The sequence below is a fragment of the Kurthia sibirica genome (assembly GCF_003143975.1).
Lineage (GTDB): Bacteria > Bacillota > Bacilli > Bacillales_A > Planococcaceae > Kurthia > Kurthia sibirica.
This window is the reverse complement of record NZ_QFVR01000016.1, coordinates 12,570-32,565: the sequence shown is the minus strand read 5'-3', so window position 1 is coordinate 32,565 and position 19,996 is coordinate 12,570. Positions and strand designations below refer to the sequence as shown.

At 35.9% G+C, this 19,996-nt stretch carries 19 protein-coding genes and 1 pseudogene; 16 read left to right on the top strand and 4 right to left on the bottom strand.

Going from position 1 to position 19,996, the window contains the following annotated elements; genetic code table 11:
- Positions 1–48: 48 nt before the first annotated feature.
- Both DEX24_RS17845 and DEX24_RS17840 read right to left on the bottom strand, forming a co-directional pair.
- The gene (locus DEX24_RS17845; RefSeq protein WP_428841352.1) at positions 49–309 is read right to left on the bottom strand and encodes a hypothetical protein; all 261 of its coding nucleotides are present in this window, start codon (positions 307–309) and stop codon (positions 49–51) included.
- Between the two features lie 34 nt (positions 310–343).
- A pseudogene (locus tag DEX24_RS17840) lies at positions 344–625 on the bottom strand (transposase); the annotation flags it as partial.
- Positions 626–1,780: 1,155 nt separating this feature from the next.
- On the opposite strand from DEX24_RS17840, the gene qoxA reads away from it, so the two are divergent.
- From qoxA to qoxD, 4 genes are read left to right on the top strand one after another with little or no spacing between them, the layout of a single operon-like run.
- Entirely contained in the window at positions 1,781–2,713 is a 933-nt protein-coding gene (qoxA, locus tag DEX24_RS11630) for a cytochrome aa3 quinol oxidase subunit II (protein WP_109306602.1), read from the top strand.
- A gap of 55 nt (positions 2,714–2,768) precedes the next feature.
- Entirely contained in the window at positions 2,769–4,712 is a 1,944-nt protein-coding gene (qoxB, locus tag DEX24_RS11625) for a cytochrome aa3 quinol oxidase subunit I (RefSeq protein WP_186819638.1), read from the top strand.
- Complete coding sequence (qoxC, locus tag DEX24_RS11620) at positions 4,712–5,311, top strand: cytochrome aa3 quinol oxidase subunit III (RefSeq protein ID WP_109306600.1); 600 nt, start codon at positions 4,712–4,714, stop codon at positions 5,309–5,311. The genes qoxB and qoxC overlap by 1 nt, the downstream gene beginning before the upstream one ends.
- Position 5,312: 1 nt before the next feature.
- Entirely contained in the window at positions 5,313–5,597 is a 285-nt protein-coding gene (gene qoxD, locus DEX24_RS11615) for a cytochrome aa3 quinol oxidase subunit IV (protein ID WP_109306599.1), read from the top strand.
- Between the two features lie 72 nt (positions 5,598–5,669).
- On the opposite strand, the gene DEX24_RS17025 is transcribed toward qoxD, so the two are convergent.
- Positions 5,670–5,993 (bottom strand): hypothetical protein, encoded by a 324-nt coding sequence (locus tag DEX24_RS17025; RefSeq protein WP_146192989.1) that lies wholly within the window; start codon positions 5,991–5,993, stop codon positions 5,670–5,672.
- Between the two features lie 456 nt (positions 5,994–6,449).
- On the opposite strand from DEX24_RS17025, the gene DEX24_RS11610 reads away from it, so the two are divergent.
- The 10 genes from DEX24_RS11610 to DEX24_RS11565 all read left to right on the top strand — a co-directional run bounded on the left by DEX24_RS11610 (position 6,450) and on the right by DEX24_RS11565 (position 16,138).
- Positions 6,450–7,061, top strand: a complete 612-nt coding sequence (locus DEX24_RS11610) for a TerD family protein (RefSeq protein ID WP_109306598.1) — start codon at positions 6,450–6,452, stop codon at positions 7,059–7,061.
- 20 nt (positions 7,062–7,081) lie between these two features.
- Positions 7,082–7,663 carry a TerD family protein gene (locus DEX24_RS11605; protein ID WP_109306597.1) on the top strand — a complete coding sequence of 194 codons (582 nt, stop codon included), beginning with the start codon at positions 7,082–7,084 and terminating at the stop codon, positions 7,661–7,663.
- 31 nt (positions 7,664–7,694) lie between these two features.
- Complete coding sequence (locus DEX24_RS11600) at positions 7,695–8,273, top strand: TerD family protein (protein WP_109306596.1); 579 nt, start codon at positions 7,695–7,697, stop codon at positions 8,271–8,273.
- A gap of 25 nt (positions 8,274–8,298) precedes the next feature.
- Entirely contained in the window at positions 8,299–9,051 is a 753-nt protein-coding gene (locus DEX24_RS11595) for a TerC family protein (protein WP_109306595.1), read from the top strand.
- A gap of 110 nt (positions 9,052–9,161) precedes the next feature.
- Positions 9,162–10,238: an HpcH/HpaI aldolase/citrate lyase family protein gene (locus tag DEX24_RS11590; RefSeq protein ID WP_109306594.1), complete on the top strand. Its 1,077-nt coding sequence runs from the start codon at positions 9,162–9,164 to the stop codon at positions 10,236–10,238.
- Entirely contained in the window at positions 10,235–11,515 is a 1,281-nt protein-coding gene (locus DEX24_RS11585) for a phosphoribosyltransferase family protein (RefSeq protein WP_109306593.1), read from the top strand. The genes DEX24_RS11590 and DEX24_RS11585 overlap by 4 nt, the downstream gene beginning before the upstream one ends.
- A 3-nt stretch (positions 11,516–11,518) precedes the next feature.
- Positions 11,519–12,619 carry a cysteine protease StiP family protein gene (locus tag DEX24_RS11580; protein WP_246131527.1) on the top strand — a complete coding sequence of 367 codons (1,101 nt, stop codon included), beginning with the start codon at positions 11,519–11,521 and terminating at the stop codon, positions 12,617–12,619.
- Positions 12,616–13,410, top strand: a complete 795-nt coding sequence (locus tag DEX24_RS11575) for an HAD family hydrolase (RefSeq protein ID WP_109306591.1) — start codon at positions 12,616–12,618, stop codon at positions 13,408–13,410. Before DEX24_RS11580 ends, DEX24_RS11575 begins: the two co-directional genes overlap by 4 nt.
- Positions 13,411–13,421: 11 nt before the next feature.
- Positions 13,422–15,041, top strand: coding sequence for a YceG family protein (locus DEX24_RS11570; protein WP_109306590.1), 1,620 nt, complete (start codon positions 13,422–13,424; stop codon positions 15,039–15,041).
- Between the two features lie 17 nt (positions 15,042–15,058).
- The gene (locus tag DEX24_RS11565; protein WP_109306589.1) at positions 15,059–16,138 is read left to right on the top strand and encodes a toxic anion resistance protein; all 1,080 of its coding nucleotides are present in this window, start codon (positions 15,059–15,061) and stop codon (positions 16,136–16,138) included.
- Between the two features lie 445 nt (positions 16,139–16,583).
- On the opposite strand, the gene DEX24_RS11560 is transcribed toward DEX24_RS11565, so the two are convergent.
- Positions 16,584–17,105 (bottom strand): gamma carbonic anhydrase, encoded by a 522-nt coding sequence (locus DEX24_RS11560; RefSeq protein ID WP_109306588.1) that lies wholly within the window; start codon positions 17,103–17,105, stop codon positions 16,584–16,586.
- 121 nt (positions 17,106–17,226) lie between these two features.
- Here DEX24_RS11560 and DEX24_RS11555 point away from each other — a divergent pair, with 121 nt between their 5' ends.
- Both DEX24_RS11555 and DEX24_RS11550 read left to right on the top strand, forming a co-directional pair.
- Positions 17,227–18,027, top strand: coding sequence for an alpha/beta hydrolase (locus DEX24_RS11555; protein ID WP_109306587.1), 801 nt, complete (start codon positions 17,227–17,229; stop codon positions 18,025–18,027).
- Positions 18,028–18,403: 376 nt separating this feature from the next.
- Complete coding sequence (locus DEX24_RS11550; protein ID WP_109306586.1) at positions 18,404–19,849, top strand: alanine/glycine:cation symporter family protein; 1,446 nt, start codon at positions 18,404–18,406, stop codon at positions 19,847–19,849.
- Positions 19,850–19,996: the final 147 nt, after the last annotated feature.

Sequence of the window (19,996 nt, the reverse complement as noted above, 5' to 3'; positions counted from 1 at the left end):
CTTTCTGTTCGATTTGAACAGAAAGTGCCTTATTTCATTGTCTATTTCTTACTCTTTTTCATTTAGTAGTTTTAATATCCGCTTAAGATTGACAGCGAATATCGTTGTGGCACCTTGTATTTCCATGCCAAATAAACCCGCTGATTTGGCCGTATTGTACCCATGCGGATTTTTGATTTCACTATTTTTCGCGAGCTCTTTGAATTCATCTGTCTCTTGAAAGTTCGCTTGGTCCTTATGTTCTGTTGATTTAATCGTGACCGAATATGTTTTACTTTTAGAACCCTCTTTATAACAGCCTTCTTGCATTGGACAAACTTTACATTTTTCTATATCAAAGTAGTATGTCTAGAAAATATTTAAAGGACATGTCGTATTTAGAACGATCAACAAGATCGGCATCTGATAAGTCATGAATTGCTTTTAGGAGTAAATATTTGAACATACGAATTGGTGGAATCGCATTTCGACCATTATCCAAACAGTATTTTGATTTTAATTCGTCTATAATAAATGAAAAATCAACGAGTTCATTGATCTGGCGAAGCATATTATCTTTTGGAATGATTAAATCATATAGTACCATATAGGGACTTAAGTTAAGGGTTTCTTGTTTGGAAATCATGGTCGCACCACCTTTAATTAGTAACTACTATTATACAGGATGGTCCGTGCCCGCGAAAAGCGTCCGCCGGAACGGAATCAACGGCTACGAGGAAAAGCGAGGACAGGAACGAATTTCGTTCCTGTCCTCGCTTATCTGTGCATAAGTGGACTTTTTCAGTGCCCTCTTCCTATAGGCGGTTTTTTTCTATGTATTTTAGAAAAAATGCCGATATTTAAAGATTATCATTATGCAAATAGGGAAAAGTTAATATGGAGGTGAATATGAACTGCTGGTCATCATTTTTAATAGCTGGACTATTTTCAGCTATTAATATAGAAGAAACACAGAAACGATTGAAGATGAGGGAAGCAATTAATATTAAATGTATCCGTACCCAGAATGGTTGTTGGATGGTGAGTTGAATTTTCTGTAAATTCTCGAATCTTGAGAACTAAAAAAGTAATGGTATAATAATAATGAAGTTTTCCTATATAATATGTAAAATGATTGAACCGTCAAAGGTTTGAGGAGTATCTAACATAAATTAGATACTCCTTTCGATTTTTTAACGCCGAGTTAACTTATAAAACCTTCTTTTCCAATATTATGAATTTATTTTTAAGTAAACAAGTAAATTGCCTAGCTAAGTAGGTTAGTGGAATATGTAATCAGATAATCACTTGCAGTAATCAATTTACTTAATTGCTAAAAAATGGGTTCTAGATATGAGTTAGGACCTTTATATTACTGAATTTATAGTGCGAAATAGATTGCCGTCCACAGAAAGTTCAAAAACTATCAAAGAATATGTGAAATCGTGTATATTTTTATTCTTTTCGGTAAGCTTTAGGTTTATAATTCAGTTTGAATTGAAAAGAAGGTTGAATGCTTCTTACTTAAAGAAGTGGGTTTGTGAGCTTGGGTTATCTTATTTTTCTCATTGTGCATTTTCAAACATGTTATTCCTTAAATTTTAGTTAAATAGCAATTATACGAGGAATAGTCGTTGTTTGGTACATAGGACGAATAGGAAGATAAAATGTTCAATCATCTCAGCAGATTCGTAAAACATGTTTAATTTGCCTAGCAAATTAAATGTAGGGGGACACACTTCAATATCCATTCAACATTCTATATTTAAAAGAAGAAGGTTGTTTTAGAAGGGAGTACAACATGAGAAAAAAATTGTTAACTATGCCTATCGTGGCAGCATTATTAGCAATAGTATTATCAGGCTGTGAGCCGTTAATGGTGTTAAATCCTAAAGGACCTAACGCAGAAACATTATCTAATACTATTATTTTATCAATCATAACTATGGCAGTTATTTTATTAGTTGTGTATTTACTACTATTCTTCATGCTGAAAAATTACAGAGCAAGCAAAATGGGTGCTGATTATGAGCCACCACATGAAGCTGGTAACCACAAATTAGAAATTATTTGGACAGTTATTCCAATTCTAATTGTAAGTTTCTTATCAGTTGTAACAATTTATACAACTGACAAAGTTGAGAAAAAACCAGAGGGCTACGGAAATAAAGAAGCACTAGTAATTTATGCTTCATCTTCTGAATGGAAATGGCACTTCAGTTATCCTGAAGAAGGAATCGAAACAGTTAACTATGCGATGATTCCAACTGACCGTCCAATCGAATTCCGCTTGTACTCATTCGGTACGATTGCTAGTTTCTGGGTTCCACAATTAGCTGGTCAAAAATATGCTATGGCGGATATGTTAACGACAATCCATTTAGCTGCTGATCATGAAGGCGATTATTGGGGACGTAACTCGAACTTTAACGGCGAAGGTTTCGCTGATCAAGAGTTCACTGTAACAGCAACAAAACAAAAAGATTTCGACTCTTGGGTTAAAGATGTAAAAGCTTCTGAACCAGCATTAACAGAAAAAGAATTCGACAAACTTCTTAAACCAAGTGTTGTTGGACGTTCTAGCTACTCATCTACTCACTTATCATTCAGTCCTGCTCCAATGGACCACAAAGATATGATGAAAGCTGATAAGTATACAGAATCTAAAAAAGGTTCGAAAACATCTGACCAAACAGAACATGACATGGATGACATGGACGAAATGGACAAATAATTTAAACCATTTTTAAATTCTTATGAACGTAGAAGAACGAAAGGAGTTACTCAAATTGACTTTAGAAATATTATTCTCGCCTTTAAAAGAACCACTAATCTTGGGTACTGCAATTGGTATTCTTGTTGGCGGTATCGCAATGATTGCTGGTATAACATACTTCAAAAAGTGGACTTGGTTATATAAAAACTATTTCACTTCAGTTGACCACAAAAAAATTGGTATTATGTACATCTTCGTAGCATTAATCATGCTATTCAAAGGTGGAATAGAGGCACTCCTCATGAGGGCCCAGACCGCAGTACCTCAGAACAAAATTTTAGATTCAAATCACTATAACGAAATCTTTACTACACATGGTGTATTAATGATTCTTTTCGTAGCAATGCCGTTTGTTATTGGTTTAATGAACGTAGCAATACCGCTTCAAATTGGTGCACGTGACGTAGCGTTCCCACGACTTAACTTACTTAGCTTCTGGCTATTCCTTGTTGGTTGTGCGCTATTAAACATCTCATTCATCATTGGTGGATCACCAAACGCAGGTTGGACTTCTTATTTCCCTCTAGCAGGTATTGAGTTTAGTCCTGGTATTCAAAATAACTACTATGCTTGGTCATTACAAATTGCCGGTATCGGTACGTTAGCGACAGGTATTAACTTTGTAACAACAATTATTAAAATGCGTGCTCCTGGTATGACTTGGATGAAAATTCCAATGTTCACGTGGTCATGTTTAATTACGAACGTAATCATTACATTTGCATTCCCAGTATTAACAGTTGCACTTGTATTAATGACTTTAGACCGTCAATTCGGTACTAAATTCTTTGCTATGACAGATGGCGGTATGGATATGTTATGGGCCAACCTATTTTGGGTTTGGGGTCACCCTGAAGTATACATCGTTATTTTACCAGCCTTCGGTATTTTCAGTGAGGTTATTGCAACCTTCTCTCGTAAAAACCTATTCGGTTACGGTTCAATGGTAGCTTCGATGGTCATCATTTCATTACTATCATTTATGGTATGGGCTCACCATTTCTACACAATGGGTCATGGCGTTTTAGTAAACGGTGTGTTCTCAGTAACAACAATGTTAATTGCAGTTCCAACTGGAGTTAAAATGTTTAACTGGCTTCTGACAATGCGTCATGGTCGTATAACTTTCACTACTCCAATGTTATATGCTTTAGGCTTTATTCCAATCTTCACTATCGGTGGGGTAACTGGTGTAATGCTAGCTATGGCAAGTGCTGACTATCAATATCACAATACTTTATTCTTAGTTGCTCACTTCCACTATGTATTAATTCCAGGTACAGTATTCGGTCTATTAGCAGGTTACCATTACTGGTGGCCAAAAATGTTCAACTTCCGTCTTAACGAAAAAATCGGTAAGGTTGGTTTTTGGATGATTGTTGTTGGATTTAACGTAACATTCTTCCCAATGTTTATCCTTGGGTTAAATGGTGCAGCTCGTCGTATGTACACATACTCTGAGTCAACAGGCTACGCACCATTACAAATGCTATCATTCATTGGTGCATTAGTATTAGTAGCAGGTTTCGCATCACTTGTATACAATATTTACTATTCAATCCGTTACGCGCCAAGAGAAACAAACGGCGATCCATGGGATGCACGTTCACTTGAATGGGCTACACACTCACCAGTACCGGAATATAATTTCGCAATCGTACCACAGGTTTCTCAACTTGATGAATTCTGGTACGCTAAAAAAGAAGGTCGCGACCTTCATGCAGGTAAAATTGAAGATATCCACATGCCTAACAACTCTGGAGCTCCGCTTTGGATGAGTGTTGTCATGGGATTACTAACGTTCTTCTTTATCTTCAACCAATTCATGATCGTTATTCCACTAGCTGTAATAACACTATTATTCATGGCATACCGTTCGTTTGAAATTGATGAAGGTCATCATATTCACGCACATGAAGTTGAAGAAACAGAGCGCCGAATGAGAGGTGACCGATAATGTCAAAACACAATAACTCAGTACCTTTAGAATACAGCACTGAAGAAAACGATTTGAAAATCTTCGGTTTCTGGGTATTCTTAGGCGCCGAAATCGTATTATTCGCTACACTATTTACAGTGTATTTCGTATTAGTAGACCGTACAGGTTCAGGCCCAATCGGTGCAGATCTTTTCGAATTAAAACCGTTATTAATCGAAACATTCCTACTATTAACATCTAGTTTCACCATTGGTTTAGGTGTTCACGCCATGCGTTTAGGCCGCGTTAAACCAATGATATTCTTTTATGTCATCACATTACTTTTAGGTGCAGGATTCGTTGCAACTGAAGTGGATGAGTTCTTACACTTCATTCATGAAGGTGCAACTATCCAAACAAGTGCATTCACATCAAGTCTATTCACATTGCTAGGAACGCATGGTGCCCATGTATCCTTCGGTTTACTATGGGGAACAGCTATTATTATTCAAGTTGTTCGTCACGGCATCAATGCTCGTACAGCTAATAAAGCGTTTATCTTCTCTTTATACTGGCATTTCCTTGATGTTGTTTGGATCTTCCTATTCAGCTTTATCTACTTGAAAGGAATGATGTAAAATGGCAGAATTATTTCCAAAAGAACATGTATTGGGCTTTATTGGTTCAATCATTTTAACATTTGCAGCATTATCAGTTATTTGGATTGATGATATTTCATTAATCGGCGGCTTAGTTATCCTTTGGATAACGGCTCTTGCTCAAGCGTCACTTCAACTTGTATTATTCATGCATATTGGTGAAACAGCTGACAAAAAAGCATTGTATATTTCGACAATCTACGCTGTAGTAGTTGGTTTACTAACAGTGTTTGGTTCTCTATTAGCAATGATCTGGGGATACTAATTCCTATAAAAACACTAAAACCAGCCTTCCAGGTATCCCCCTGGGAAGGCTGGTTTTTTGTTTTTGACAATATCACAAGCTAAGTAATAACGAGTAATTTTCTGCATATAAGGGAGTAATCCACCCTTGTTGATCAAGTGGTAAGTAAATCGTTGCAAGCGGTAAGTAAATCGAGCTAAGCGGCAAGTAAATCGAGCTAAGCGGCAAGTAAATCGAGCTAAGCGGCAAGTAAATCGAGCTAAGCGGCAAGTAAATCGAGCTAAGCGGCAAGTAAATCGAGCTAAGCGGCAAGTAAATCGAGCTAACCGGTAAGTAAATCGTTGCAAGCGGTAAGTAAATCGTTGCAAGCGGTAAGTAAATCGAGCTAAGCGGCAAGTAAATCGAGCTAAGCGGCAAGTAAATCGAGCTAACCGGTAAGTAACACCTGTATAAGTTAAAATATTTACTTTAAAAGAACAATCAGGTCAACATTCGCGATACTAAATCGTATGAAATTGAAGGATTTGGTCTTTTTTGAGGTTAGTTGGGGCGATCTGTGATTTATTTATGGAACCAGAGGAATGGAGGAAGCGTCCTAGGGAGTATAGTTGAACTATAATGATTATAAAAAGTAAATTAGTAATCTTCAATTGAATGATTTTTTTAGTAGGAGCGTAAAAAAAACGCCACAACTGTCTACTCGTTTTTTGATTTTAGTAGTATATTAATGTCTTTCAAAGAAACATCTAATGTATAATGGAATAAGTAGGACATTAAAATATATATGAATAGTTATTTTATATTATCCGTAATTTTTGGTATAATATGACTGTTCTAACAGTAGATTTTTTTGAATCGTAGGAGGAATGAAAAATGGGAATAAGCTTAGTAAAAGGTCAAAGAGTTGATTTAACTAAAGGTAACGCGGGTCTCAATAATATTCAAATCGGTTTAGGTTGGGATCCAGCTGAAGAACAACAGAAGAAAAAAGGTATGTTTGGTGGTATGTTCGGTGGTGGTGCAAGCAAAGCGGCAAATGTCGATTGTGATGCCTCAGTTCTTTTACTAGATGATGACCGTATTCGCAATAATAAAGATGTTATTTATTTTGGGAATTTAAAAAATGACAATGGTTCTATTTCACATTCTGGTGACAATGTTACGGGTGAAGGTGATGGCGATGATGAACAAATTCACTTAACTCTAAACAGCATTCCTCAAAATTACAATAAATTAGTATTTGTCGTTAATATTTATGATGCAATAGGTCGTAATCAACATTTTGGTATGATTAAAAATGCATATATTCGTATTTTAGATGGTAATAAAGAGTTAATTCGCTACAATTTAACAGATGATTATACAGGTAAAATGACATTGGTTGTTGGTGAATTATATCGTCATGGTGCGGAGTGGAAATTTGCTGCACTAGGTGAAGGTACAACAGATGGTAAACTTGGAGATATTGTTAAAAAATATAGCTAGTCAAGGGAGCGGAATATACGATGGTAGTTTCATTACAAAAAGGTCAAAAAGTTGATTTAACAAAATCTAACCCGGGATTAACAAATGTAGTTGTTGGACTTGGTTGGGATACAAATAAATACGATGGTAGCCAAAGCTTTGATTTAGACGCATCAATTTTCTTATTAGGTGAAAGCGGTAAAGTAAATGAACAAACTGACTTTATCTTTTATAATAATCCAATAGGTGGAGCTGGAGCGGTAGAACACTCAGGCGATAATTTAACAGGTGATGGTGAAGGCGATGACGAAACAGTAAAAGTGGCATTAAATAATGTCCCTGCTAATGTTGCTAAAATTGCTTTCACAGTAACAATTCATGACGCACAAGCACGCAATCAAAACTTTGGTATGGTATCAAATGCTTTTATTCGCGTAGTAGATGCATCGTCAAATACCGAATTAATGCGCTTTGATTTAGGCGAAGATTTCTCAATTGAGACAGCGGTAGTTGTTGGAGAATTATACCGTCATGGAACAGAGTGGAAATTTAATGCAGTCGGAGCCGGCTACCAAGGTGGATTAGAAGCACTTTGTGTGGATTACGGAATTCAATTAGGTTAATTTAATTCATTATTGAAAAGAGGTAATATCAATGGCAATTCAATTAAGCAAAGGTCAAAGAATTGATTTGAATAAAGAAGATCCTGGTTTAAATAATATTGGAATCGGTCTTGGTTGGGATGTTAAGCAATTTGATGGCGGCACAGATTTCGATTTAGATGCCTCTGTATTTTTACTAGATAAAAATGGCGTTTGTCAAAATGACTTAGATTTCATCTTTTACAATAATTTAGTGAGTACGGATGGCTCGGTAACTCACGAAGGTGATAACCGCACAGGTGCTGGCGATGGTGATGATGAAAAAATTCTCGTTGATTTATCGAAAGTTAGTCCTTCAATCGATAAAATTGCAGTTACAGTTACGATCCACGCTGCGGATGAACGTTTACAAAACTTCGGGCAAGTGTCAAATGCCTATGTACGATTAGTAAACGATGTTACAAACACTGAAGTATTACGCTACGATTTAGGTGAGGACTTCTCAATTGAAACCGCCGTTGTATTTTGTGAGCTATACCGTCATAATGATACTTGGAAATTTGCTGCAGTTGGTTCAGGTTATCAAGGCGGCTTAGGTGCACTCGTTAATGCTTATGGTTTAGAAGCTTAAAAAGCATGACAATGGAGGATAACTTGTGGAAATAATTCAATCAATTTTGTCCACGTATGCGCAATTCTTTAACTGGGAAATGTGGGGAGAAGTGTTAACGGATCCTGTAGCTTGGGGATTAATCGGCTCGCTCGTGGTTATGGAAGGTCTTTTATCTGCAGATAATGCATTGGTATTAGCTGTTTTAGTAAAGCATCTTCCAGAAAAACAACGAAAAAAAGCATTACTTTATGGTATGTTTGGCGCGTACTTCTTCCGTTTCATTTTTATTGGAATAGGTGTATACCTCGTTAAGTTTTGGTTTATCAAAGTACTAGGTGCACTCTATTTAGGTTGGATTGTTTATTCACATTTCAAAAATAGAGGTCAAGAAGAAGAAGAAGCAAAAGAATTTAAAAATAAAGGTGTACTAGTTGCTATATTTGGAACGTTTTGGGCAACGGTTATTTCGGTAGAATTAATGGATATCGCATTTTCAGTCGATTCAATTTTAGCTGCTTTTGCCATTTCAGATCAGGTCTGGGTGCTACTTCTTGGTGGTATCTTAGGAATTATCATGATGCGGACAATCGCTGGTGTCTTTCTAACTTTGATTGAGCGCGTACCCGAATTAGAAACAACTGCATTTATTTTAATCGCGATTATTGCTATTAAAATGCTTTTAGGCGTTTTTGGTATCGAAATATCGCATTTACTGTTCTTCGCTATTCTCATTATTGCTTTTGGTGCAACGTTCGTCGTGCATTATAGGAACAAAAATAAAGAAAAAACTATATAAGATATGGCACTTTAATTGTCCTAATATGACTGTTAAAGTGCCTTTTTTAACACCTTATTTTATATTTATACTTGGCTCATTCATAGCAAGTTGAAAGAAGGCAATCATTAATGAAGTATTTTAGTGGACTCTCATCGTCGCTATTTTATAAACAACCAACAGAATTTAGCAAGGTAACAGCTAAGCATAATCTAGCATATGCATTAGGAGCAACACTGTATATGCCAGCAGATAAATCAGGTATATTTGATCTGCTAGTCGCAAAAAAATATGCGAATCTACGGTCGATTGTTATCGACTTAGAGGATGCCATTTCTGATGATGTAATTGAAGTGTGTGAAGAGCAATTCATTCGATTAATTCAACGACTCCATCAGGAAATTACCAACCATGAGGAGATGCCTCTATTGTTTGTACGCGTAAGAAATGCGGAACAATTGCAGCGTATTAGCGATCAATTACATAATGAGTTAGTTGTGTTAACTGGAGTCGTTATGCCAAAATTTGATGCCAGCAATGCCTTTGATTTTTGTGAAACATTGCAACAAATTAATAGTCAATATCAATTGAACCTCTATGCTATGCCCATTTTAGAATCTACTGTAATTATGTATAAGGAAAGTCGCCTGGAATCGTTGATGAAAATTAACGATATACTAAAAAATTATAAGAGTATGATTTTGATGCTAAGAATCGGTGCAACAGATTTTAGTGGACTCTATGGTATTCGAAGAAAATCATCAACTACAGTACACGAAATTGCATTATTAAATGATGTTATCGCGGATATTTTGAATATGTTTCAGCGTAAAGAAAATCATTATGTTATAGCTGGTCCAGTATATGAATATTTTAATACGATGCCAGCAATGGACACTTTTATACGAGAAATTCAGCAGAATATTGAAAATGGTATCGTAGGTAAAACAGTTATTCATCCAAGCCATATTGATGTTGTACAAGCATTGCATTGCGTGACACATGAAGAATATATGGATGCATCATCTATTTATGAAAAAGAAAATCAAGGCGTTGAAAAAAGTAGCTACAATAATAAAATGAATGAGATGAAACCACATCTTTATTGGGCGAGACGTATTATTCAACGTGCTGAAATATTTGGCGTTTTAAATAAAGATGTAGATTACAAAATGCTTCTACAACAAAATGAGGGTAATATATTATGACAACAAAAATAGTCGAAAATTATTATATCAAAACACAATTTACAGAAAATAAATTTCAATTCGCTGAAGAGGAACTTTTTTTAATGGCAACGCGTATTAATAAAAAAAGAAAATTTTTATTTGTCAGTACAGTTTTGGGTAAACACTTGGCTGTTAAAGCCGCTGTACCACAGCTAACAGGGCGTTTGTTGGCTATGTTGTTGGCAGATGATCTACAACAAATGCAAACAGCAGTCGATGGTATGAAGGGTGTAACAGAACCAAATAACGCATTGAAAAAACTCCATCAAATTGAAGCAGCAGTACCAACTCTTTTTATTGGTTTTGCCGAAACAGCTACAGCGTTAGGTCATGCGACATTTAGTCATTTTAGTAATAACGCGTACTATGTGCATACAACACGTGAACAACTCATCAGCCAAGTGGAAATTCTAACGTTTGAAGAAGAGCATTCCCATGCGACAAGCCACCGGTTATATGGTGATTCGCAGCAGCCATTCGAGCGGATTGTCTTAATTGACGATGAAATTTCAACGGGTAAAACATTGTACAATATTATTGGTATATTAAAAGAAGCATTTCCTACTGTGAAAAACTATGCTGTTCTATCTATCTTAAATTGGTTATCACAAGAAAATGAAGCACGTCTTAAAAGCCTAGGTCCCATTGAATTTCACTCAATCGTCAAGGGCCAATTCGAGTGTATAGGTGAGCCACTGTTAGTTGAAGCGGCAGAGCTACCAACAGAAATAGTGCCAATTATTTCACATTTGCCTGTCAAGACAGTACTACCTACGATTGCAGGGTGCTCAATTGATGAAGGACAGCAGCAAAATAATGCTGATTATTTGCAGCAAACAGGGCGTTTTATGATGGCTGCAGAAGATTATAATCATGAAGCAATTAAACAACTCGCTACGGAGTTAAAAGAGCATTGTACGAATGGTAAAACAGTTGTGATTGGGACGGGTGAATTCATGTATATTCCGATGCAAATTGCTGCAGAACTAGGTGATGATGTGTATTTTCATGCAACAACACGCAGTCCAATCCATGTGGAAAAAGCACCTTATACGATTACGCAAAAACTATGTTTTGATAGTCCAGAAAATAGCGGTGTAGAAAATTACTTATATAATTTAGCAACGTATAAGTACGAACAGGCCTTCGTTTTTGTGGAGAGAGCAAAAGATATACAAGCATTACAATCATTAAAAAATGCATTAGCAATGACGAATATACCAAAAATAATGATCATTGTTTTAAGTGGGGTGTAGATAGTGTGGCAAACAGTTAAAGGGAGTTATGATGACAATGATGTACAATTTCTTTTGCAAGAAGTTGTCAATCCAGTTGAAAAATTATCTACAATTGAGCGAGAAGAGAAGATTCAATCAGGTACTCACTATTCCATGATGTTACCGATTGAATCGGAACCAACAGCGCAATATATGGAGATTTACCATACATTATTACGTGAAAATGCTGATAAGATGGCACTTTATACAGGTGTTTTAGCTGAACAAATTTGGCGAAAACATCAAAATAAAGAATGGGTGATCGTTAGTTTGGCACGGGCAGGCACACCAATAGGTATTTTGGTAAAAAGATATATTCAGTTTGCTTATCAAGCGGATGTGCCGCATTATACCATATCAATATTACGTGGCAGAGGGATCGATGAAGTAGCACTTGATTATATTGCACAGCAAAATCCGGGTAAGTCGATTCAATTTGTTGATGGTTGGACGGGTAAAGGCGCAATTAGTAAGGAACTTATACAGGCTTGTAGACAGTATAATAAACGTACTGATCATCATATAAGTGCTGATTTAGCGGTTTTGGCTGATCCAGGTTACTGTGCAGCGATTTTTGGTACACGTCAAGACTTAGTCATACCATCTGCTTGTTTGAACTCTACGGTTTCCGGACTCGTGAGTCGTACTTTATTGAATGAAAAATTAATGGATACAACAGGTTTCCATGGTGCAAAAACATATGAACATTTAAAACATATGGATGAATCTCAAGAATTCATTACAGCCATTGTACAATTTTTCCCTGTGCAACAAAAACAGGTGGAAAAACAATTAGAAATAGTATTACGAGAAAATCATGAGCTATCTTGGTTGGGTGCAAAAGATGTAGCAATCCTACAACAGCAATATGGTATTAGTAAAAGTGAATTTGTAAAACCCGGTGTTGGTGAAACAACAAGGGTTTTGCTGAGACGAGTACCATGGAAAATAGTAGTGAATCGTCAAGCGACAATTGATTTATCGCATATTTATCATTTGGCACAAGAAAAAAATATACCAATAGAATATAATGATGACATGATCTATTCATGTTGTGGACTGATTAAGGATGTGACGACATGATTTTATTTACATCAGATTTAGATCGAACATTAATTTATTCTCGCCGTATGATGGCGATGTATCCTATTGTAGATGACAGTTTTATTGTGGAGACCAATTTATCGCAGCAACCAAGAAGTTATATGTCAGTTGCTACGTATACGCTGTTGCAACAAATTCATCGTGATTTCCATTTCATTCCTGTAACGACTCGCTCTGTCGCAGAGTATAAACGCATACAAGGTATGGTACAATTACAAGCGGAAAACGTAGTTACTTCAAATGGAGGTACGATTTTGCGACATGGTCAAATAGATGAAAAATGGCAGCATACGATTCGTGATTTAATTGCGCAAACAGCAGTATCAAAGGATATAGTATTGCAACATTTTGATTTTTCAAATTGGCAAACTACAAGTTTTGTATTAGTTGATGAATTATTCTATGTTTGTAAGGTCGATATCGAAAAAATAGAGCATGATGTATTATATGATGTCATTAGACAATTTGCTGATTTGGGTTGGCGTGTCATCTTGCATCATACTAAACTTTATATTTTACCACTTGTCTTGACGAAGGAACGCGCAGTACAATATTTAAAAAATGAAAAAAACTATACGGTACATATAGCTGCAGGTGATTCAATGATGGATGTCCAAATGAATATTGAAGCGGATTTTAGCTTTGTACCGGCACATGGCACAATTGATCAAGCTGACTTTTTACAGCATGACCATATACATTTTTCAGAAAAGACAGGACTTGCGTTTACGGAGGAAGTACTCCGTTTTGTCATGTCTAAATCGGAGTAAGGAGGGATTGGATGAAAGGGAAAAAGATCAATGTTCTACTATATGCAAACCAAGAGAATTGGTTGCAGACCTTTCATGAGTCAGTCAAATTAAGACCAAATTACATTCAAAATGAAGAATTAGTTCAATTCGAGGCGATGGCATTACGCGTCAATGGTGTGCCCTTAGATCACGATGAATATTTTAATATGCTCGTAGATTTAGAAGAAAATGACACGATTTTTGTCTTGAGTGAGCACTTGGACAAAACGATTGATCAACGTGATTTTCAAGCATTACAAGAAATTTTACAACGTCATACATCCGAACCAAAAGGCTTGTCGATTAACCGTCTTGTTGCCATGATGTATGGTAGTCAGCTATTACCAAAACTTGCCGATGATTCTCTCAACCGACATTTGCAATTAAAGGTAATCGAAGTATTGTCGATGTTCCAACAGCAACAATCATTTGGACTATTGTCTAATGATTTTCGCCGCGTGTTAATCGATTTGGTTAAATGGCTTAAAAATCATTGGGCAAAATGGATGGCTACAAGCAATGTCGACGACGAATTTCCGAGAATTGTCTGGTATGGACCATTAAAACCAAGTGAAAAATACTTTATTGTTTTACTTATTAAACTTGGCTGTGATGTTTTACTATTTGATCCGACAGGTGAAGATGCAATGATAGCTATAGATCAGGATGAACAGTTTACAAAAGTATATAACTATAGTGAAAAAATCCCATTAGAGCCGTTCCCTTCAGAAAAAAGACAGCGTCAATCTACTGTCGGCTATCGCTCAAGTCAGCATTTTGATCGCTTACTTACCGATGGGAATGCGGGTGTTTTCAAGGCATGGCAATTCCAACATCATATTCCACAAGCACTTACTCTTCGTATGACCTATGATGATATATTCATTTATGCGAAGGAAAAGGCGATGATTCGTCCGGAATTTAAAGTAGAAAATAAACATGTAATTATCCCTGTGATTTTTGCTAAAATCAGTGGTGTGACAACAAACCGGGACGAGTATTGGTCAAGATTACATCAACTAATTGGACCACAAACATTGTTGTTAAAGCAGTTTCCATATATGCAGGCATCAAAATCTAATTTTCAGTTTCACTATAACCATTCATTAGATAAAGGTCGCTTATCTGCTGATAAAATGATGCAAAGTGACTGGTGGCAATATCGAGAATTTCCGGCTGAACTGCAAAAAGCAATGGCTGTAACGATTATTAATTGTTGTGAAAATCCTACAATTAAATTAGAAAAAGGCGAGTCACCTGATGCCTTATCCGTTACAATTTTTAAATATTTGGCACAAATTCCAGAGGAAATTATTCGTTTATTACAAAATTATGATTATGCACAGGATATCCCTAAAATCGTTGTTTATGATAATGGTCAGGGACAATCAGTTACGCGAGAAGATGCGATTTTACTCGCTTTCTTGAATCGCTTTGGTTTGGATATTGTGTTATATAATCCAACTGGTAAACTAGATATAGAACATTATATTACAGAACAGAGCTACGATGTTCATCGCCTAGATGACATGGTATTTGATATGGCTTTTCAAGAAGTTACTGTTTCGGGCTCTAAGAAAATAAAAAAATTTTTCGATCGTTTATTTTAAAATAGGAGGTATGCAAGATGACAGATTTAATAAAAGTACCATCAGAAGGCTTAAATGAAAACTCAGCGCAAATGATGAAATTAGAACTACAAAAAGATCCAGAGGTGCTCAATATTGTCCAACGTATGGACGTACGTGACCAAATGGAATTGATTACACTAGGTAAAGAACCGGCTATGCAATTATCGCGTTTTTCGGATCGTATTCTAGATTCAATGACGATGTCGAAATTAGATGATTCAAGCCAGTTACTCAACCAACTTGAAAAAGTAATGAGTAAATTTGATAAAAATGAAATTTTAAAAGAACCAAGTTTCATGAACAAACTTTTCAATCGTGCGAAGAAAAATATCGAACAATTATTTAGTAAGTACAATACTTTAGGTAAAGAAATTGAAAAAATTCACACGCAATTTATGGTAATTGAAGATGAATTGAAACGTAATAATCAGGATTTAGAGGGTTTATACCAAGAAGATATTAAATATTATTTTGAGCTTGAAAAATATGTAGTAGCAGCAGAAATGAAATTAGATGAAGTGAAAAATACCTTAGTACCAGCTTGCGAACAAAAAGTTGAGAGTGGCAATCAAATGGCACGTATCGAACTTGAAAACTTACGTACAGTTCAAGAGTTATTAGAGCGTAAGGTAGATGATCTTGAAAAAGCTCGTATGGTTTCTGTCATTGCAGCACCACAGATTAAAACGATGCAGCGTGGTAATAATGATTTAATTGCAAAAATTAATAGTGCATTTGTTACGACAATTCCTGTTTTCAAAATGGGCATCATCAATGCTGTCAACGCAAAACGTCAAAAAATGCATTCAGACTCATTAAATGCATTCGAAGACCGTGCTAACGAAATGCTTAAAGATGTCACGAGTGATATTATGCAACAAAGCGTCGAAATTGCACAGCGCGCAGGTAGTTCAAGCATTAAAATGGAAACAATCGAATCTATGTGGGATACAATTACAACAGGGATCGATGACTATAAACGTGTCAAAGAAGAACAATCTGTCCAACGCGTTGAAGATCGTAAACGCCTAGAGGCCTTGAAAATTGAAGCACAAAAAGTGTTGTCAAACGGCTAACACTAACTCAAGCCATTAACAGTGTACTGTTAATGGCTTTTTTTTGCCTAAATTCACACCTGTGCCAACAAATTACATGAAAGTGAAGAATCCTATTGTGAATACAGCGTAATCAAAGCAGTTGTGCTAAGCGGGTAAGTAAATCGAGCCAACCGGTAAGTAAAAGAGGTCAACCGGTAAGTAAATGGGTACAACCGGTAAGTAAATCGAGCCAAGTGGTAAGTAACACCCGTATACGATAAAGTTTAACTTTAAAAGTGCAATTCCTTTCTAGCTCGCGACGACTATGCGCATGAAAATGAAGAATTCTGTTACGTTCGAGGTAAGATTGATTTGTTGGGGAGAAAAAGAAAAAGGGTGTAATTGTTTGTCATAATGGGTAAATAAAGGCTATAACAAAAAACTGTTTAACAGTAAGCAATCTACTGTTAAACAGCCCATTATTCTAACGTAATTTATTTTGTAATGACTTATAATATTGACCTTTTAAATAATATTCATCGCGAATACGCTTCATATCAAGTCGATCTGCTTCTGTTAGTTCGCGAATTACTTTAGCTGGACGTCCAAATGCTAATGTGTTTGGAGGAATTACGGTTCCTTGAGTAACCAAACTGCCCGCGCCGATAAAGGCACCTTCACCAATTATAGCGCCATCCAGTATGATAGATGCCATACCGATTAAGGCTGCTTTTTTTATATGGCAACTATGTAATGTAGCTTGGTGACCGATAGAAACATCATCTTCTAAAATTAATGGGTATGCGGGACTTTGATGTAAACAGCATAAATCTTGAATATTGACTTTTTTGCCTATTATAGTTGTATTGACATCGCCTCGAATGACTGTGTTATAAAATATAGAAGAATCTGCTCCAATCGTGACATCACCGGTAACTATGACATTCTCACCGATGAATGCACGATCATCAATTTGAGGTGTTTTTTCATTGTATGGATAAATCATCTTAAAATACCTCCCTTTTTCAAAAATGTAACATAATCGTATCAAACAATGATGGATAATGGAACGAAAACCCTTTGAAATACGTTACAATATAAGAGAGTAAGTTTAAGGAGAGAAGTATATGTGGAAATGGGAAGCGGAAAATCAAGCTAAGGCAGTTATTGTTATTATACATAGTGCCTATGAACATCATAAACGCTATGCTTGGCTAATTGAAAAACTACGTGTATCTGGATTCCATGTAATTACAGGGGATTTACCAGGGCATGGTGAACAAAGTAAAAATAAGGGCGTTCATGACGAAAGTTTGAAGGACTATGAAAAATACATCAAATTGATGATTTATGAAGCGACACAATATAATGTACCTATCTTTATTTTAGGTCATGGTATGGGTGCAACCTTTGCGATGCATGCAATCGGCAAATTTAAATATGAGGTTGCAGGCGTTATTATGACATCCCCCTGGCTCCATTTGCAACATCAACAATCAAAAATGGCGACAGCTTTAAAAGGTGTTAGTAAAATAGCTGGTGGTTTTAAAATGACACATGATATTAATATAAAACATTTGACACGTAGTTATGATTTTTATGTAGATGAAAAAGATGATCCCTATTATTCAACGACTGTAACAATTCGTTGGTATCATGAACTGCAACAATTTATGAAAGCTATTGCGCAAGTAGAAGGTCGCTTTAAAGATTTACCGGTATTAATGATGAATGGTAAAAACGATAAGATAGTGGATATTGCCTATAATCGCTCATGGTTGGAAAAGCAAAAACTATCTGACTATCAATACAAGGAGTGGCCGAACTGCTACCATGATTTGTATCAGGAACCAGAAAGAGATCTCATCTATCAATATGTCGAAGATTTTGTATTCAATCGTTTAAGAACAATTGGCTATATTATATAAAAAAAGGTAGCGCAATCATTGGATTGCGCTACTTTTTTTTTATAGTAAAAGGCAAACAATCATTCATTATTCTTTTTTTGTGAAGACTTTCCTAATATTCGGTAATAAGCGTTTACATAGGGCTATTATCAATTGAATGTTCGTACTTCTAGGAAACACATTTTATTTAGAATGTATAAAATCTATAGTTTTAATCATATAAAATGAATAAAATGTCCTTTTAGAAAGTACAGTTAGAAAATAAGTGCCTTAGTTAGCGTTATTTAGAAGAACTCCATATGGCGAGATATACTATTTGAATATATAATAGAAGAATAATAAAAGCGAAGATAATGATGTAGTAAACGATTTTCATTCGTGTTTAGGGGGAAATGACATGCAAACAGTAGTTGGTTTTATATATGATTTTTTATGGGGACCATGGATGATTTACGGAATTCTTGCTATCGGGTTACTTTTTACATTCCGTACAAAATTTGTACAAGTACGCTTTTTTAAAGATATGTTTGGTCAAATAGTAAGCGGCAAAAAATCAGCGGCTGGTGTATCGTCATTTCAAGCAATGTCGATGGCCTTATCAGGTAGAATTGGGACTGGTAATATTGCTGGTACAGCAACTGCTATTGCATTTGGTGGACCGGGCGCTATTTTTTGGATGTGGATGATCGCTTTTATAGGCGCAGCAACTGCCTATATTGAATCAACTCTGGCACAAATATATAAAGAGGAAAAAAATGGTGTTTATCGTGGAGGACCAGCTTTTTACATAGAAAAATTTACGGGTAAACGTTATTTAGGGATGTTTTTTGCCATTGCAGCTATAGTGGCAATGACTGTATTACAACCAACTGTACAAGCCAACGCTATTGCAGATGCAATGAATCATGCGTTTAATATACCAACTTGGGTATCTGGTGTAGCAGTATGTGTGCTATTGGGCATTATTATTGTCGGTGGCGTAAAACGTATTGCCAATGCAGCATCGATTATCGTACCATTTATGGCTATTTGCTATATTTTAGTGGCAGCGATTATTATTGCACTAAATTATGAGCAAATACCATATGTTTTTGGTTTGATTTTCAGCAGTGCCTTCGGTGTCAATGAAACCTTTGGTGGTATTTTAGGAGCGGCAATTGCTTGGGGGGTAAAACGTGGAATCTATGCTAACGAAGCCGGACAGGGGACTGGACCGCATCCAGCAGCTGCAGCTGAAGTATCTCACCCAGTAAAACAGGGCTTAGTACAAGCTGCATCAGTATATTTAGATACTTTTCTTGTATGTACAGCAACAGCATTCATGATTTTGTTTACAGGTATGTATAATGTTATAGATGAAAAAACAGGTACGATGTTAGTTGAAAATATACCAGGTGTTCAGGCGGGTACAGCCTATACACAATTGGCCGTTGATACAGCATTTCCTATTGCTAATTTTGGGTCAGGTTTTGTGGCGATCGCTTTATTCTTTTTCGCCTTCACAACGATTATGGCTTATTATTATATCGCAGAAACGAATATTGCCTATATTTTTGATGGTAAAAAGCAGAAAATTGGCATTCGCCTCGTGCAATTCGGCATTATTATTGCAACATTCTTTGGTGCAATAAGAGAATCCTCATTGGCATGGCAGCTAGGGGATATTGGCTTAGGAATTATGGTATGGATTAATGTGATTGCTCTACTCTTTATTGTTAAACCCGCATTAATTGCTTTAAAAGATTACGAACAGCAGAAACGTACAGGGATGGATCCTGTATTTGATCCGATTAAGCTAGGTATTAAGAATGCTACTTTCTGGGAAAAAAGAAACAAAAAATAACCGTATTATTTATTAAAAGAAGAAGAAATCAACTGATTTCTACCTTCTTTTTTTATTTTTGTATTAAATTAGGTTGAATTAGGGTAAATAATTAATGAAATCACAGATAATTAATGGCATTTCTTGTGCAAATTTGAGAAGATGGAG